Origin of the sequence: Paenibacillus glycanilyticus (assembly GCF_023715145.1) — a bacterium.
In the GTDB taxonomy this organism is placed as follows: Bacteria; Bacillota; Bacilli; order Paenibacillales; family Paenibacillaceae; genus Pristimantibacillus; species Pristimantibacillus glycanilyticus_A.
Genome location: NZ_JAMBNP010000001.1, coordinates 398,575 through 414,162, shown reverse-complemented (window position 1 = coordinate 414,162; position 15,588 = coordinate 398,575). Strand labels below are relative to the sequence as shown.

Genomic DNA, 15,588 nt, shown 5'->3' with positions numbered 1-15,588 from the left:
GTCGGTTAAGAAGGAGGAAAGTTTCAAGTTATTGAAAGCGCAATCAACGAAACGGGAGGCTGACGTTATGACATGGAAAAGAAGAACCGGAGCTAAGCTGCTTGCTGCTGCATTGGCAGGATCGGTAGTTTTGACGGGAGCGGGTGAAGTTCATGAAAATCGGGCTTATGCAGCGTATACGGCTGTCGTAGATCCATCGAAATCATTAAACACTTGGGAGGGCTGGGGAACATCCCTTGCCTGGTGGGCAAACCGAATCGGCGGCGAGTCGGAGGCTGTACGGAATATGTATGCGGACAAATTGTTCAGTCTGGATGGTGACGGGCTAGGGCTTAACATCGTTCGTTACAACATTGGCGGAGGCGAAAATCCCTCCTTAACCAACAGTATGGATCTCCGCGCGCAAATGCCCGGCTATAAAGCCTCCGCGACTGCGGCTTACGATTGGACGCAGGATGCGAATCAGCGGAATGTACTGAATGATGCCATATCGCGGATTAATCCAAGCGAGTTTGTTGCAGAGGCATTCTCTAACTCGCCTCCCTATTGGATGAACTACAATCAAAGCGTCGCCGGAGGCAATAATGGCGCAGAGAACCTAAAGGCGGATATGTACGATGATTTCGCGGACTATTTGACAACGGTTGTTCAGCATTTCCGCGACACCTGGGGGATCCATTTCCATACGCTGTCTGCGTTTAATGAACCAAGCGCCGGCTATTGGATCTATCCGAAAAACCAGGAAGGCAACCGCGTGCTGCCCGCAAACCAAGAGAAGATGATCTCTGAGCTCTACAATTCGTTAGCTTCGAAAGGATTAAACGTTGGAATCAGCGGCCCCGAGGAGACGAGCCTCGACGTGACCAGGGATACCGTGAACAGTTACTCTCAAGCCACGATGGACAAACTGGCTCAGATCAACACGCACGCTTATGCGGGAAGCGACCGGGCAGGCGTATTTGCGGCAGCTGAAGGCAAGCGGCTCTGGAATTCCGAGACGAGCGACGGGGAAGGCAGCGGCTTCAATATGGCCCGCGGAATCGTCAAGGATATTAAACAGATGAACATTAGCGCTTATAGTTATTGGCAGGTTGTAGAGAAAAGCGTCGGAGATACCAACTGGGGCATGCTTATTACCGACTTGAATAACAAAGCCGGCGGAGATCTAAGCCAATACTCTACTAACAAGAAATATTACGCCATGGCGCAATTCAGCAGATTTATTCGTCCAGGGTATGACATGATCGATATTAGGGACGATAACTCGGTTGCTGCCTACGACAGCACGGGCAACAAGCTCGTCATCGTGACGGTGAATGACTTCGGCAATTCCAATGACGTAACGTACGATCTTTCCAAATTCACAAACGTAACGGGAACGGTAACGGGGTACCGTACGAGCAGAAGCGGAACGCAGAATTTGCAGCCAATTACAGGAATCTCGTTATCGAACAAAAGCTTTACCCAAACGAATCCGGCTAATTCCATCAGTACATACGTCATCAGCGGTGTATCGGGATTTGAGACAACGCCGGAGAATCCGGATCCAAGCAAGCAGACATTATTGACGGACAGCTTTGACGACGGCGATGCACAAGGCTGGACATCGGCAAGCGGCAGCTGGTCGGTTGCGAATGGTTCGTACCTGCAATCGGGCAATGCGGCAAGCGAAGCGGTATCGACGACGGGCGATTCGGCTTGGACCAACTATGACGTGTCGGCGGATGTCAAACCGCAATCTGCGGCGAGCTTTGCAGCCACAGGCGTTATCGGGCGCTATCAGGATAATAACAATTACTACTACTTGCGCCTGCATGCCGGCGACAATCAGCTTCAATTGTACAAGAAGGCAAGCGGAATGTTTACGCTGCTCGGCAGCGTGCCGCAGGCTGTAAGCCTAAACACGGCATACTCGCTTAAGCTGTCGATGATTGGCAGCACGATTAAAGGCTACTTGAACGACGTAGAAAAAATATCGGTAACGGATACCGCTGTCTCCGCAGGGAAAATCGGACTGCGCAGCTACAATCAGACAGCTGCAATCGATAATGTCCTGGTGTCCGGGGTGCCTGTGGAAATAATCGTAGATAATAACGATCCCGGATTTGAAGCGACAGGCTGGACGGCAAGCACGTCGGATTACGGCTTTTACGGTTCAAACTATCTGCATGACGGTTCGGCTAATGCGAACCCAACCATGTCCGCGACATGGAGGCCATCGATAACGGAGCCGGGCACGTATAAGATATTCATGCGGTATCCGTCTTCCAACAACCGTGCGGCAGCGGCACCGCTCGAAATCAAATACAGCGGGCTGCTGGATAATTCCAAAACCATTAATCAAACGAATTTAGGCGGCACTTGGGTAGAGATCGGAACGTACGTCTTTACGTCAAATCCCGCCGATAACTACATCAAGATATCGGCTTCGGCAAACGGTTATACCGTAGCTGATGCCGTGAAATTCATCAAGCAATAATACAGCGATTGCGAAGGAAGCCGCGTACAACGCGGCTTTTTTTGTTCTGGATAAGTAGTAAAAAAATGTAGAGTCGAAGTTGGCAACGGATGATTTCATCGCATTGAGCCCTCCCTTATTGTTATCTTATCGGCATTCCAGGGTTGCCGAATCGTTGATAACCTACTAATGAGAATGGAGTGGTCAACCGCAATGAGAATTCATTCTTTACGCAAATGGCTATCGCTTGTCCTGATCCTAGGGCTAATTGTAAACGGCTTTCCCGTTCAAGCAGCAGCCGCTGCGGGTGAGCAAGAAGTTACGCTGACGGCATCTTACACCTATCACGGCGACCGTCTGGATCATGCAAGCGACGGAATTGTCTCCTACGACGATACGCCGAAGAACCGATGGACATCGTACGAATCGCCAAACGAACAGGATTGGGTACAGCTTGAATATGCCGGAGCTCGATCCAAGAACGTGGCGGGCATCTACCTGTTTGACGATGGCGGGGGGATTAAAGCACCAAGCAGCTATGACATTCAGTACTGGAACGATACAGAATGGGCAAGCGTTCCGAACCAAGTGAAATCTCCTTCCGAGCCTGTTGGCAACGAGCTTAATCTGGTTACCTTTGACTCCGTATCCTCTACGAAGTTCCGGGTAATGTTCACGCATTCCGGATCGAAAAGCGGAGCAACAGAGATCGTGTTCGCCGATTCGAACACCGAGCCCGTACCGGGGGCATCCGTTCCGCCGCTAGGCATAGCGTCGGCCTCTTATACGTTCCGCCTCGATCAGGTAAGCCAGGTGAACGACGGTATCGTCTCCTACGAGAGTACGCCGGCAAACCGCTGGACTTCCTATGAGTCGCCCAATGAGAGCGACTGGGTGCAGACGAACTTCGGAACCTCGAAGAGGAAAGACGCGGTTGGCATTTATTTGTATGCCGATGGAGGAGGGATTAAAGCCCCCGCTTCCTATGATGTTCAATACTTAAACGCGAACGGCGAATGGGTGAGTGCTGGCAATCAGGTCAAGACCCCGGAAGTGCCGGCCGGCAATGCGCTTAATCTGGTTACGTTTGATCCGGTTGATGCCGAGAAGTTCCGCATCCAGTTTACGCATAGCGACGCCAAGACCGGCGTGACGGAGATTCTGTACGTGGATTCCGCCACGCAATCCCTTCCGACAGAGACTATCTCGGCCGTTGTGACGGCTTCTTATTCCAACAATGGGGATTCGCCCGATTTTGCAGCCGACAGCATCATTTCGTATAGTGATTTTCCTAGAAACCGCTGGACCGCCTATGGTTCCCCGAATGAATCGGATTGGGTACAGACGGAGTACGAACATGCCGTATCCAAAAATATGGCGGGAATCTATCTCTACGATGATGGGGGAGGCGTCCGGGCACCTGCTTCTTATGATGTCCAGTACTGGAACGGAAGCGAATGGGTCGGCGTTCCGAATCAAGTGAAGACACCGGCAGAGCCAAAGGGCGGAGCGCTCAATTTGGTTTCCTTCGATACCGTCGTCTCTGACCGTTATCGAATCTTGATGACGCATCAGGCAGATGCCAAGTCCGGAATAACGGAAATCATGTACGTCGATACGAATAAGGAACCGGTACCGGTCGAGCCTCCCGTTGTAGACGTAGAGCCGGCAATTGAGATTTTGTCGCCAGCGATAGGTTCATCGGTCTCCGGTTCTGTCACGATTGAATTCAAAGCGCCGGAAATGAAAAATGTATGGGCGCGGGCTTGGCATCAACCGGATGATTCGCATCCTGATCCCAATGGATACGATGCCTGGATTCAGAACGCGGCCCCCGACGAGGAGGGGTACGGCTCGGTCACTATAGATGCCGACCAATTGCCCAAAGGTCCTCTGACCATCATCTTGAACGCTTGGAATTCTCCGGAGGGAGACCCGAATTTCACGGAATCAACAACAAGTTATGTGCAGCTGTATAACGAAGGCGGGATCTAGTGGAACAGCGGAATTCCTGCAGCGCCGCCGCAGGCGCAAGGCATGCATGTGTTGTTCGAAGACGATTTCTCCGGTCTGCTGTCGATATCGAAGACCGGCGCCGGCACAAGGTATGCCTCGCTGAAGCCGGATTGGCCAAACGGCTCGGAATTTGGAGAGGCGATATTCGCCGACCCGACGGATGCCGTTAATCCTTTCTCTATTCTTGGCGATGACCATTTGCGGATTCGGGTAAGCAAGGCGCCGGACGGCTACGCCGACCCGCAAGGCTGGAACCGCAAGCATATCGGAGGATTGCTGTCTTCCGTACGCCTCGACGGAACAGGAATTGCCGCCACGAACGGTTACTTTGAAGCCAGAATTCAGATGCCCGCGGGCAAAGGAGCATGGCCGGCGTTCTGGCTGATGTCGCAGAACAGCGCGGGTCCAGGCCACTTGCCTTCTACCGCTGAGATCGACACCGTCGAAGCTTACAGCCATGATCCTAGCGGAGCATGTCAAGCCAAGCACTGGTGGTCGGGCAATCCGGAATCGCATGAAACGAATTGTTCTTCTACGAATTTCGCTTACGGGGATAATGCCTCAACCTGGCATACGTACGGAACAAAAATTACCCCGGAGGAAATTATCTATTACATCGACAACGTGGAGGTATGGCGGCATGTGTCATTCGAGCAAGCCAATACTCCGATGTATTTCATGCTTAATCTTGCGCTTGGCGGTGGCTGGCCAATTGATCTGGCGAAATACGGGGATCAAATCGATATGTACGTCGATTATGTAAGAGTATTTGAGCCGGACGCGATAACAAATCCGAATCCGGCGACGCAGCCATCAAGCCAACCGGAGCCTAAGGTGCAGGGAGATGCGGTTATCGCCCCGGTTGATTTATCTATCGCTTCGAGTACGGGGGCGGCTACCTTATCGTTAAACGCAGACACCTGGAAGCAGGCCCAGGAGCTAGCACGCAAGCAGGATGTTCATAAAATCGTTCTCGAGGCACCTCCGATAGCGAAGGATGCCAAATCCTTCGAGCTGAAGCTGCCGGCCAGCGCTCTTGACGGCTCGTCCGGCCTGTCAGTTGAAGTTAGAACAGCACAAGCTTCCCTAGTATTGCCTGAGGACATGCTCGAAGGTCAATCCTTGTCCTCGGATATCGTATCCATTCATATCAACAACAGGGATTCCGGCTCTTTGGGCGATGATGTGAAGAAGCAGGTTGGCCTTCATCCCGTTATTGATCTTACGGCGGCAGTTGACGGACAAATCGTTGCCTGGAACAATCCGCAAGCCCCCGTAACGGTTCGGATCCCTTATGTGCCAACGGCAGAAGAGCTGCTCCATCCCGAGCATATCGTGGTGTGGTACATCGATGGAGCGGGGAACATAACAGCGGTTCCGAACGGACATTATGATCCCGCGACACAATCGGTCGTGTTCAAGGTCACTCATTTTAGCACGTATGCCGTTTCTTATGCTTATAAATCCTTTGAAGATATCTCGTTACTTAAGCCGGCGTCTAAGAAAGCCATAGAAGTTCTTGCCTCCAGAGGGATTATCAAGGGAACCTCGGAGAAGCGGTTCAGCCCGGGCAAAGCAATAAGCAGAGCGGATTTCATTCTGCTGCTATCGCGCGTCCTGGAATGGCAGGGGCAAGCAGGCAGCCCGTTCTCTGACCTGCCCGCCCAGGCGTATTACAGCGAAGCGGTTCACAGAGCGAGGGCTTTAGGCGTGATCAAAGGAAGCGGCAACAACCAATTCCGGCCAGGGGACCCTATTTCTAGAGAAGAAATGATCGTCGTTATGCAAAGAGCGATAGCAGCGGCGAATATCCCGGCAACATCCGCATTAGATGCCAAGCTGATCGAACAGCTCAGCTTAAGCAGCTTGCCGACGAGAGCAGAAACGGCGGAGGTTCTTTATCAACTTTACAGCCTCGTGCAAAAAGTTGAATTTGGTCGATCCGATGTAAACAACGGACGATAGTCGCTCACAGAAACCTGCTATATCATTAAGCCTATAAGGAACGACACCTTATACAATCGGGGGAGGCAAAGTATGAGAAAGAAGCTGCGCAACAGAGGGATAGCCGTATCATTTGCCCTATTGCTGGCGGTTACAACCGCCTGCGGCAACAATAATAACACAGGCGGTAATAACAACGCGACACCATCCGCAGAGGCCACGTCGGAGACCGCAACGGCAACGCCGGCCGAGTCGACTGCTCCGGCAATCGATCCAGCCGCGAAGTATGATCCGCCGGTTGAAGTAACAGCCGTACGTTATACGGATCCTACTTACAAGTTCAAAGACGGCGACACGATCGAGAACAACGTATGGTCGAGAGCTTACGAAGAAGAGCTTGGCATCAAGATCAAGTACAAATGGATCGTGAATGGCGACCAATACGGGCAAAAGATGAACCTGACGATCACATCAGGAGATCTTCCGGATATTTTCCAGGTAGATTCTCTGCAATTCCGCCAGCTGGCGGAAGCGGGGCAGCTCGAGGATCTGACTCAATTGGTGCAGGACTACGGCTCGGATTTGACCAAGGCCATGATTGACCGGGGAACTAATGCCAAAGCAGCCGCGACTTACGATGGCAAGCTGCTCGCCATTCCTCCGGCAGAAGATTATCTGGGCAGCGCCCCGCTGCTCTTCGTCCGGACAGACTGGCTGAAGAAGCTGAATCTCCCTGAGCCAAAAACAATGGAAGACTTCATTAAGGTCGCCGAAGCGTTCACGACGCAAGACCCGGACGGTAACGGCAAGAACGATACGTACGGCCTGGCCGCTTCCAAGGATTTATTCGGCGGGTACCCGGATTTCTCCGGCTTCATGAACGGCTTCCACGCTTATGCGAATATTTGGGTCAAGGAAGCTTCCGGAAAGCTGGTTAACGGCAGTATTCAGCCGGAGATGAAGAACGCGCTGGCTAAACTTCAGGAGCTGTACAAAGCTGGAGTTATCGACAAGGAATTTGGCGTTAAGGACGGAGGCAAAGCAGCCGAGCTGCAAACCGCGGGCAAGGTAGGCATGAGCTTTGGGGCGATGTGGAATCCGCTGTGGCCGCTGCAGGATGGCATTACGAAGGATCCGAATGCGGAATGGGGCGTATTCCCAATTCCATCCGTAGACAGTACGCCTGCCAAGGCGCAATCCAAAGCCGATTTCAACGCTTTCTGGGTAGTGAAGAAGGGCGCGGCTCATCCGGAAGCGATCGTAAAGCTGTTCAACCTCTATAACGAAAAAATCATCAGCGAGAAGGCTGAGCCGGCCAAGTTCCACAGCGCGGACGGCATCGAGTTCTTCAAGTATGCGCTGATGCAAGGCGGATTTGGTACGCCGCAAGGCCTGCTTTCCGTGCATAAGAATGTGGTTGCCGCGCTTCAAGCGGGTGATGCTTCCAAGCTGAATCCGGAAGAGAAGAGCTACTACGACAAGATTGTCCTGTTCCAGGGCGGGGACAAAGCGAACTGGGGAACTAACAAAGTATTCGGAGAAGGCGGTTCATGGGCTGTCATTGGAGCGAATTACGTGGATCAGAACCTCCTGATGAAGAGCGAATTCTTTGGTGCCCCAACACCGGAAATGACGGCCAAGCAGGCTATCCTGGACAAATTGGTGCTTGAAACCTTTACCAAAATTATTCTAGGCGCGCCAATCTCGGAATTCGATAAATTCGTCGGCGACTGGAATAAGCTTGGCGGCGAGAAAGTGACGCAGGAAGTCAACGAGTGGCACGCGCAAAGATCTTAATTCATTAACCCATTCGGAAGGCCGGGACTTACTTCCGGTCTTCCTGACTTTTTAAGACAGAAAGGCGGTTCCATTGATGTTCAAATCCAAGCTGCTTCGCCAACTGCCCTTGCATCTGATGATAGCCCCTTCGTTTATTCTCGTTCTTATCTTTAGCTATGGTCCAATCGCGGGACTTGTTATCGCCTTCCAGAAATTCTCGATCGTAAAAGGCATGTTTGGCTCGCCGTTTGTAGGCTGGGACAATTTCGATTACATGTTCAAGCTGCCGGATATTTGGCAGGTTGTCCGCAATACGGTAGGGATTGCGGTTATGAAGATAGCGGCTGGCTTAGCCGTTCCCATATTGGTTGCGCTTCTGCTTAATGAACTGAGAAAGCAAGTATTCAAACGATGGATACAGACCATTATCTATCTCCCTCATTTTCTGTCATGGATTATTCTGGGAGGGGTATTAATCGATATCCTGTCGCCAACAGCAGGAATTGTTAATCAATTTCTCGGGATATTCGGCATTAAACCGATCTTTTTCCTCGGCAGCGTGCAATGGTTTCCCGGCGTGGTTGTTATCTCGGACGTATGGAAGGAATTCGGGTTCAGCACGATTGTTTATTTGGCCGCACTGGCAGGGATTAATCCGGCTCTCTATGAAGCGGCTGTCATCGACGGCGCGAACCGGTGGAAGCAGACGCTGCACATCACTTTGCCGGGAATTGTCCCTATCATCGTGCTCCTCGCGACTTTAAGCCTCGGTAATGTCCTGAACGCCGGGTTCGATCAGATCTTCAACTTGTATAGTCCGGTTGTCTATGAAAGCGGGGATATCATCGATACGCTAGTGTACAGACTTGGACTGGAGCAAGCTCAATATAGTCTTGCCACGGCCGTCGGGCTTATTAAATCGGTTGTTTCCATCGTCTTGATCTCCGGATCCTATTATTTGGCGTACCGATTTGCCAACTACAGAATTTTCTAATAGGAGGTGGAGAAAACATGAATATAACTTCCCTGTCAGGTCGTATTTTTAATATTGGCAACTCCATATTCCTGCTCTTGCTTGCATTTCTATGCTTGTTCCCTTTAATCAACATTCTCGCCGTCTCCTTAAGCTCCAGCACAGCAGCGAGCGCGGGAGAGGTTTCGTTATGGCCGGTTGATTTCACATGGCAATCCTATCATTTCGTCATGCAAAAGCCGGAATTTCTGAAGTCACTTGGAATCAGCGTGGAGCGGGTGTTATTAGGCACGACGTTAAATATGCTGCTGACCATTATGCTCGCTTACCCTCTGTCAAAGGAATCGTCCGCCTTCAAAGGAAGATTGTTTTATGTCTGGTTTTTCGTTCTGACGATGCTGGTTAGCGGAGGACTTATTCCCTGGTATCTTGTCATCCAGAAGCTGCATTTGCTTGGGACGATTGGCGCGCTTATCCTTCCCGGGGCGGTGAACGTGTTTAATGCCGTGCTGCTGTTGAACTTCTATCGGGGCCTCCCCCGGGAGCTAGAAGAGGCGGCATTCGTGGACGGAGCAGGTTATTGGAAAATATTATGGAGCATTTACGTGCCATTATCGATGCCGGCTATCGCCACGCTTATTCTGTTCTCCATGGTGGGACATTGGAATTCCTGGTTTGACGGTCTTATTCTCATGAACTCGCCGGATAAGTATCCTCTTCAAAGCTATATGCAGACGGTCGTCATCAACCGGGATTTAAGTCTCGTATCGATGGCCGACGCGAATTCGCTTGGGGATATATCGGACCGCACGTTAAAAAGCGCGCAGATTTTCCTCGCCGCGCTGCCGATCATTTGCGTGTATCCGTTCCTGCAGCGGTTCTTCATTAAAGGAGTTGTCGTTGGCAGCGTGAAGGAATAAGAGACGGAAGAAGGAGCTGCAAGATCATGGCTGAGCTAAGCAAGGAAATGTATGAGCATCTGAGAACGGAATATAAACGGGGGATACCGGTTCTGGAAGGTTCGGGAGAGAACGGGGCGTATGATGCCTGGGCGGTTGATTGTCCGTTCGTTTTCTGCCATAACGATCAATTTTATATGATGCATATCGGCTTCGACGGCCTAGGCTATCGAACGGCGTTAGCGACGAGTCAGGATCTGGTGGAATGGAGCCGTGCAGGCGTTATTTTGGACCGTGGCGAAGACCCTTCGAAATGGGATCACGTCGGCGCGGCGGGCTCGTGGATTCTGCTTGAAAGCAACGATCTCTATGAGCTGCCCCGTTTAAAAAAAGTGGACAACAAGTATTGGATGATTTATCACTCGTACCCCGAATATGGTTATGAGGCCGGCGGGGCCAAGATGGGAATCGCCTGGTGCGAGAACGAAAGCCTGCTTGAATGGCATAGGCTGCCTGAGCCAATCCTCACGTATGAGAATGGCGGAGAATGGGAGCAGGCAGGTCTATACAAATGCTGCTTCCTCGAATCCGAGGGTCGTTATTGGATGTTCTACAATGCCAAGGATAAGCCCGAATGGCCATGGAAAGAAGAAACGGGAATTGCGGTATCAGACGATATGTTGAACTGGAGTAGGTTGTCGGATAAGCCCCTGATGGGAACGGAGCCAGGAACCTTCTACGGTCAATATGTCAGCGATCCCTATATTCGATTCGATAGCCGTGCTGGCATCTGGGTGAACTTTGGCTTCGGTTATGACGGGAAACATGCGCAAGGTTTGCTTGCCGTATCGAGAAATCTTGCCGAGTGGAGGATCCTCTCTGAACCCTGGATTCCAAGCGGTGGGCTAGGGCAGCTGGACGTGACGCATGCGCACAAATCTTCCGTCCTTTATTGGAAGGACCGTTTCTATCATTTTTACTGCGCTTGCAGACCATCAAGAACGGATGATCTCGCAACGATCAAGGAAGGCAATGGCGAATTCCGTTGCATCGCCCTTGCAACCAGCAAGCCTTTAGTTGAAAAAAGGAGTGAATAAGGTGAGCTCCAGAAAACCCGTAGATTACGTAAACCCCTACATCGGATCGATTGGCCATCTGCTGACGTCAACCTCTCCGATCGTGTCATTGCCTCATGGGATGGCACAAGTCATTCCAATGACAAATCCGGGAGTGACGGACCGCTATCTAGCAGACCGGCTGCACGGCTTTCACATCGGCTGCGCGATTCTCATGCCCTATATCGGCAACGGACGGAGTGAATATGCTTCGGCCTACGATCATGATCTGGAGACCGCGACTCCATACTTCTATTCGGTACTGCTCGAAGATTCCGACATTCACATCGAATATACGGCTCTAAACCGCAGTGCCTATTTCCGTATCGTCTATCCGGAGCATTCGGCTGCGCGGCTGCTCGTTCAACTGCCGAAGGAAAGTGAGCTTACGGCTCCCGCCGGACGTATCCTTGCCGGTCAGACAACCATACAAGGCGTTCCTTATTATGTTCATATAGAGCTATCGAGCGCTTTCTCTGAAGCTGAGCCGTGGCTTAACGAATCAAATAGAGGATTTGCGTTAGGTTTTGCAAATGCAACGAAAGCTGCGGTGCTTGAGCTTAAGGTTGGCATCTCGCATCTTGGATTTGAGCAGGCTCACAGAAATATGGAGCGGGAGCTTGGAGCGATCGGGTTCGAAGAGGCGAAGGATAAAGCCCGCGCAATATGGAATGAAGCGCTAAGCCGAATCGAGGTGGAAGGCGGATCGGAGTCGCAGCGAACCACTTTCTATAGTGCCTTATACCGATCGCTTCTCCCCATGATGAATATCACCGAGGACGGCAAATATTTCAGCGGGTTTGATCGCGCGGAGCATGAAGCTGCCGGCCATGATTACTATACAATGGATAACCTGTGGGACAGCTACCGCTGCCTACATCCCTTGCAGCTTCTGCTGGAGCCGGAGAGACAATCCGAGATGATTTCCTCCTATCTTCGAATGTTCGAGCAGAGCGGATGGCTGCCGCAATTTCCGGGTCTTCACGGTGACCGGCCGTATATGACCGGCAATCATGCCGCGGCGTTCTTCGCGGATACCTTATGCAAGGGCGAACATAACTTTAATGTAGAAAAAGCTTACGAGGCGGTCCGCCATAACGCGACGAAAGCCACCATGCTTCCTTGGACAAACAACGGCCCGTTGACGGAGCTTGATCTTGTTTACGCGGAGAAGGGCTTTTTTCCGGCATTGGCTAAGGATGAGATTGAAACGGTGGCCGAGGTGGATGGGTTCGAGAGAAGACAAGCGGTATCCGTTACGCTGGAACATGCTTACGACGACTGGTGTGTAGCGCAGCTCGCCAAGGCGTTGCATAAAGAAGAAGACTATGTCTACTTCATGAATCGTGCGTCCAATTACAAGAATTTGTTTGATAAAAAAATCGGCTTTATGGCGCCGAAGACTGCTGACGGTGAATGGGTGGAGGGCTATGATCCGAAGCGCGGCGGGGGACAAGGCGGCCGAGACTTCTATGCGGAATGCAACGCATGGATCTACACGTTCCATGTCCAGCACGACATTGAAGGTTTGATTGGCTTATTCGGGGGATCTCATGAATTCGGGAAGAAGCTTGATGCGTTGTTCGTGGAGCAATACGGCGGATCCAAGTATGAATTTCTGAATCAATTTCCGGATTCTACCGGCCTTATGGGGCAATTTTGCATGGGCAATGAGCCGGCTTTCCATATTCCGTATCTGTATAATTATGCCGGTACCCCTTGGAAAACGCAGCGCAAAGTCCGGGAGATGATGAAGCTGTGGTTCAACGATGGACCGCTTGGCATATGCGGAGACGAGGATAACGGGGCGATGTCTTCCTGGTACGTGTTCTCGGCAATGGGATTCTATCCGGTATGTCCGGGTAAGCCCGTCTATGACATCGGCAGTCCGCTGTTTAACGAAGTTAGAATCCGGCAGCAAGGCGGGAAGACCTTCACGATTCGCGCGGCGGACGTTTCGGATGTCAATAAATATATACAAACCGCCCGATTAAACGGGAAGACATACGACTACGCGCGGATCCGTCATGAGGATATCGCAAACGGAGGACTACTTGAACTTCAGATGGGGCCAAGACCTAATAAAGGCTGGGGTGGGACGGTTTAATCATCGTCTCACTCCGTTTTTTTTATTACGCAAAGAAAAGTAGATATCGGTAGAGAGGAAGTAGGGTGCGGATGATGGCGCCGGAGGCATGCTTCGTTATAATAAGCTTGCAACTCTAACAAGCGAAAGGCAGGGATGATTAATGTTAAGAAAGAGATTTCAGCCTAGAAAAGCTTTAATGCCTTTGTTGATTGTAAGCGTATTCACCATGATTTTTTCCGGCATGCAGGCTTACGCATTCGACACAACGGCAACGGTCAGCGCATCGTACACCTTCTTCATGGACCAGACCGATGACGTGAACGACGGCGTAATATCTTACGACGATACCCCGCATAACCGTTGGACAGCCTATGAATCTCCCAACGCTTCAGACTGGGTACAGACGGATTTTGGATCGGCGGTAACCAGAAGCAGCGCGGACATTTATTTGTACGGTGATGGAGGAGGCATTAAAGCCCCAACCGGCTATAACGTCCAATATTGGAACGGGACCACCTGGACGGATGCCGCAGCCCAATCGAAATCGCCTGCGGCTCCAACTGCCAACCAAATAAATAAAGTGACATTCACGTCCGTGTCCGCTTCAAAGTTCAGAGTCGTATTCACTCATCAAGCCGGATCGAAATCCGGCGTAACGGAGATCAGCTACGGCACGGATTCTTCGTCTGAGCCGCCAACGACACCGCCATCCTCAGAGCTTCAAGGGACATCTTCCGCATCTTACACGTTTAGTTCCGATAGCGCAGCGCAAGCAAATGACGGAATCATCTCTTATAACGATTCGCCAAGAAATCGCTGGACCAGCTATCAGTCGCCGAATTCCACGGATTGGCTGCAGACGGACCTGAACACAGCTTCCAACGTTACGCAAGCGGAAATTTACTTATTCAGTGACGGAGGGGGAGTTAAGACGCCTGCCTCTTATAAGGTGCAGTACTGGAACGGAACCGTTTGGACGGATGCGGCTAACCAAGCCAAGTCGCCTGCGGCTCCAACAGGCAACCAAGTAAATACGGTTACCTTCACGCCGGTTACGACTTCCAAGCTAAGAGTGGTGTTTACGCCCCAGTCCGGCTCCTCTTCCGGTGTGACGGAGATCAACTATTTCGGAACCACAGGCGGTACCGGAACGCCGGGAAATTATCCTCAATATCAGCTTAGCGTCGTTTCACCATCCTATGGCGCATCGATTAACGGCAGCATAACGATTAAGTTCTATGCGCCCGGAATGAAAAACGTATGGGCAAGATCCTGGCATCAGCCGGATACGGCGAATCCGAATCCAAACGGGTATGATTCCTGGTTTGCCAGAGTGACTCCTGATGAGAGCGGTTATGGGGAAGTGACGTTCCCGGCAAATCAGTTTCCGCATGGGCCAATCTCCGTTGTGCTGAGCTCCTGGGATTCGGCGGAAGGCAACCCGAACTTTACGCATTCGGACAATTGTTATTTGCAGCTGCATAACGAGGGCGGAGTCACCTGGAAGCAAGGCATTCCTTCCGCGCCGGCTCAAGCATCCGGCATGAGCGTGCTGTTCCAGGATGACTTCTCGGGTCCTCTGTCCGCTTCACGGACCGGTGCAGGGGCGACATACGCAACATCAAAGCCTGACGCGCCAAACGGGACCGAGTTCGGTGAGGCCATCTTCGCGGATTACGGCGGAGCGAATAATCCATTTGCCATATTGGGCAATCAATATTTGAGGATACGGGCAAGCAAGGCCCCTGCCGGGACGGTAGATCCAATGGGCTGGAATCGTACTTATACGGGAGGCTTGCTCTCTTCCGTGCGTACCGATGGAACGGGGATTGCTGCAACGTACGGCTACTTCGAAGCACGTATTCTGATGCCGGCAGGCAAAGGAACTTGGCCAGCCTTCTGGCTGATGTCGCAAAACAGCATCTCGCAAGGCGTACCGTCAACAGCCGAGATCGATACGGTTGAAGCTTACGGACAAGACCCAAGCGGCGCGTGCCAAGCGAAGCACTGGTGGTCGGGCAGTCCGGAAATGCATGATACGCATTGTTCTTCCTCCAGCTTTGCCTTTGGCGACAATGCTTCTGTCTGGCATATCTATGGGACTAAGATTACGCCTACGGATACGATTTATTATATTGATAACGTAGAGGTTTGGCGTCACGCGACTTTCGAGCAGGCAAAAACGCCGATGTACTTTATGATTAACCTCGCGCTTGGCGGCGGCTGGCCAATCGATCTGGAGAGGTATAACAATCAGGTGGATATGTTCGTGGATTATGTGAGGGTGTTTCAATAATGACAAGAAGAGCCGCCGG

9 protein-coding genes are annotated in these 15,588 nt (G+C 51.6%); all 9 read left to right on the top strand.

Annotation, left to right across the window (positions count from 1 at the left end):
• Positions 1-67: 67 nt before the first annotated feature.
• The 9 genes from M3194_RS01905 (at position 68) to M3194_RS01865 (ending at position 15,569) form a co-directional block, all read left to right on the top strand.
• On the top strand, positions 68-2,479 hold the full coding sequence (locus tag M3194_RS01905; protein WP_251651331.1) for a golvesin C-terminal-like domain-containing protein: 2,412 nt from the start codon (positions 68-70) through the stop codon (positions 2,477-2,479).
• Between the two features lie 192 nt (positions 2,480-2,671).
• Positions 2,672-4,453, top strand: coding sequence for a discoidin domain-containing protein (locus M3194_RS01900; protein WP_251651330.1), 1,782 nt, complete (start codon positions 2,672-2,674; stop codon positions 4,451-4,453).
• A 42-nt stretch (positions 4,454-4,495) separates the two neighbouring features.
• Positions 4,496-6,439 (top strand): S-layer homology domain-containing protein, encoded by a 1,944-nt coding sequence (locus M3194_RS01895; RefSeq protein ID WP_251651329.1) that lies wholly within the window; start codon positions 4,496-4,498, stop codon positions 6,437-6,439.
• 72 nt (positions 6,440-6,511) lie between these two features.
• The gene (locus tag M3194_RS01890; protein ID WP_251651328.1) at positions 6,512-8,215 is read left to right on the top strand and encodes an extracellular solute-binding protein; all 1,704 of its coding nucleotides are present in this window, start codon (positions 6,512-6,514) and stop codon (positions 8,213-8,215) included.
• Positions 8,216-8,291: 76 nt separating this feature from the next.
• Positions 8,292-9,191 (top strand): ABC transporter permease, encoded by a 900-nt coding sequence (locus M3194_RS01885; RefSeq protein WP_251651327.1) that lies wholly within the window; start codon positions 8,292-8,294, stop codon positions 9,189-9,191.
• 17 nt (positions 9,192-9,208) lie between these two features.
• On the top strand, positions 9,209-10,090 hold the full coding sequence (locus M3194_RS01880; protein WP_251651326.1) for a carbohydrate ABC transporter permease: 882 nt from the start codon (positions 9,209-9,211) through the stop codon (positions 10,088-10,090).
• A gap of 26 nt (positions 10,091-10,116) precedes the next feature.
• Entirely contained in the window at positions 10,117-11,166 is a 1,050-nt protein-coding gene (locus M3194_RS01875) for a glycoside hydrolase family protein (protein WP_251651325.1), read from the top strand.
• A 1-nt stretch (position 11,167) separates the two neighbouring features.
• Complete coding sequence (locus M3194_RS01870) at positions 11,168-13,291, top strand: GH92 family glycosyl hydrolase (RefSeq protein WP_251651324.1); 2,124 nt, start codon at positions 11,168-11,170, stop codon at positions 13,289-13,291.
• Positions 13,292-13,433: 142 nt separating this feature from the next.
• Complete coding sequence (locus M3194_RS01865) at positions 13,434-15,569, top strand: galactose-binding domain-containing protein (RefSeq protein ID WP_251651323.1); 2,136 nt, start codon at positions 13,434-13,436, stop codon at positions 15,567-15,569.
• Positions 15,570-15,588: the final 19 nt, after the last annotated feature.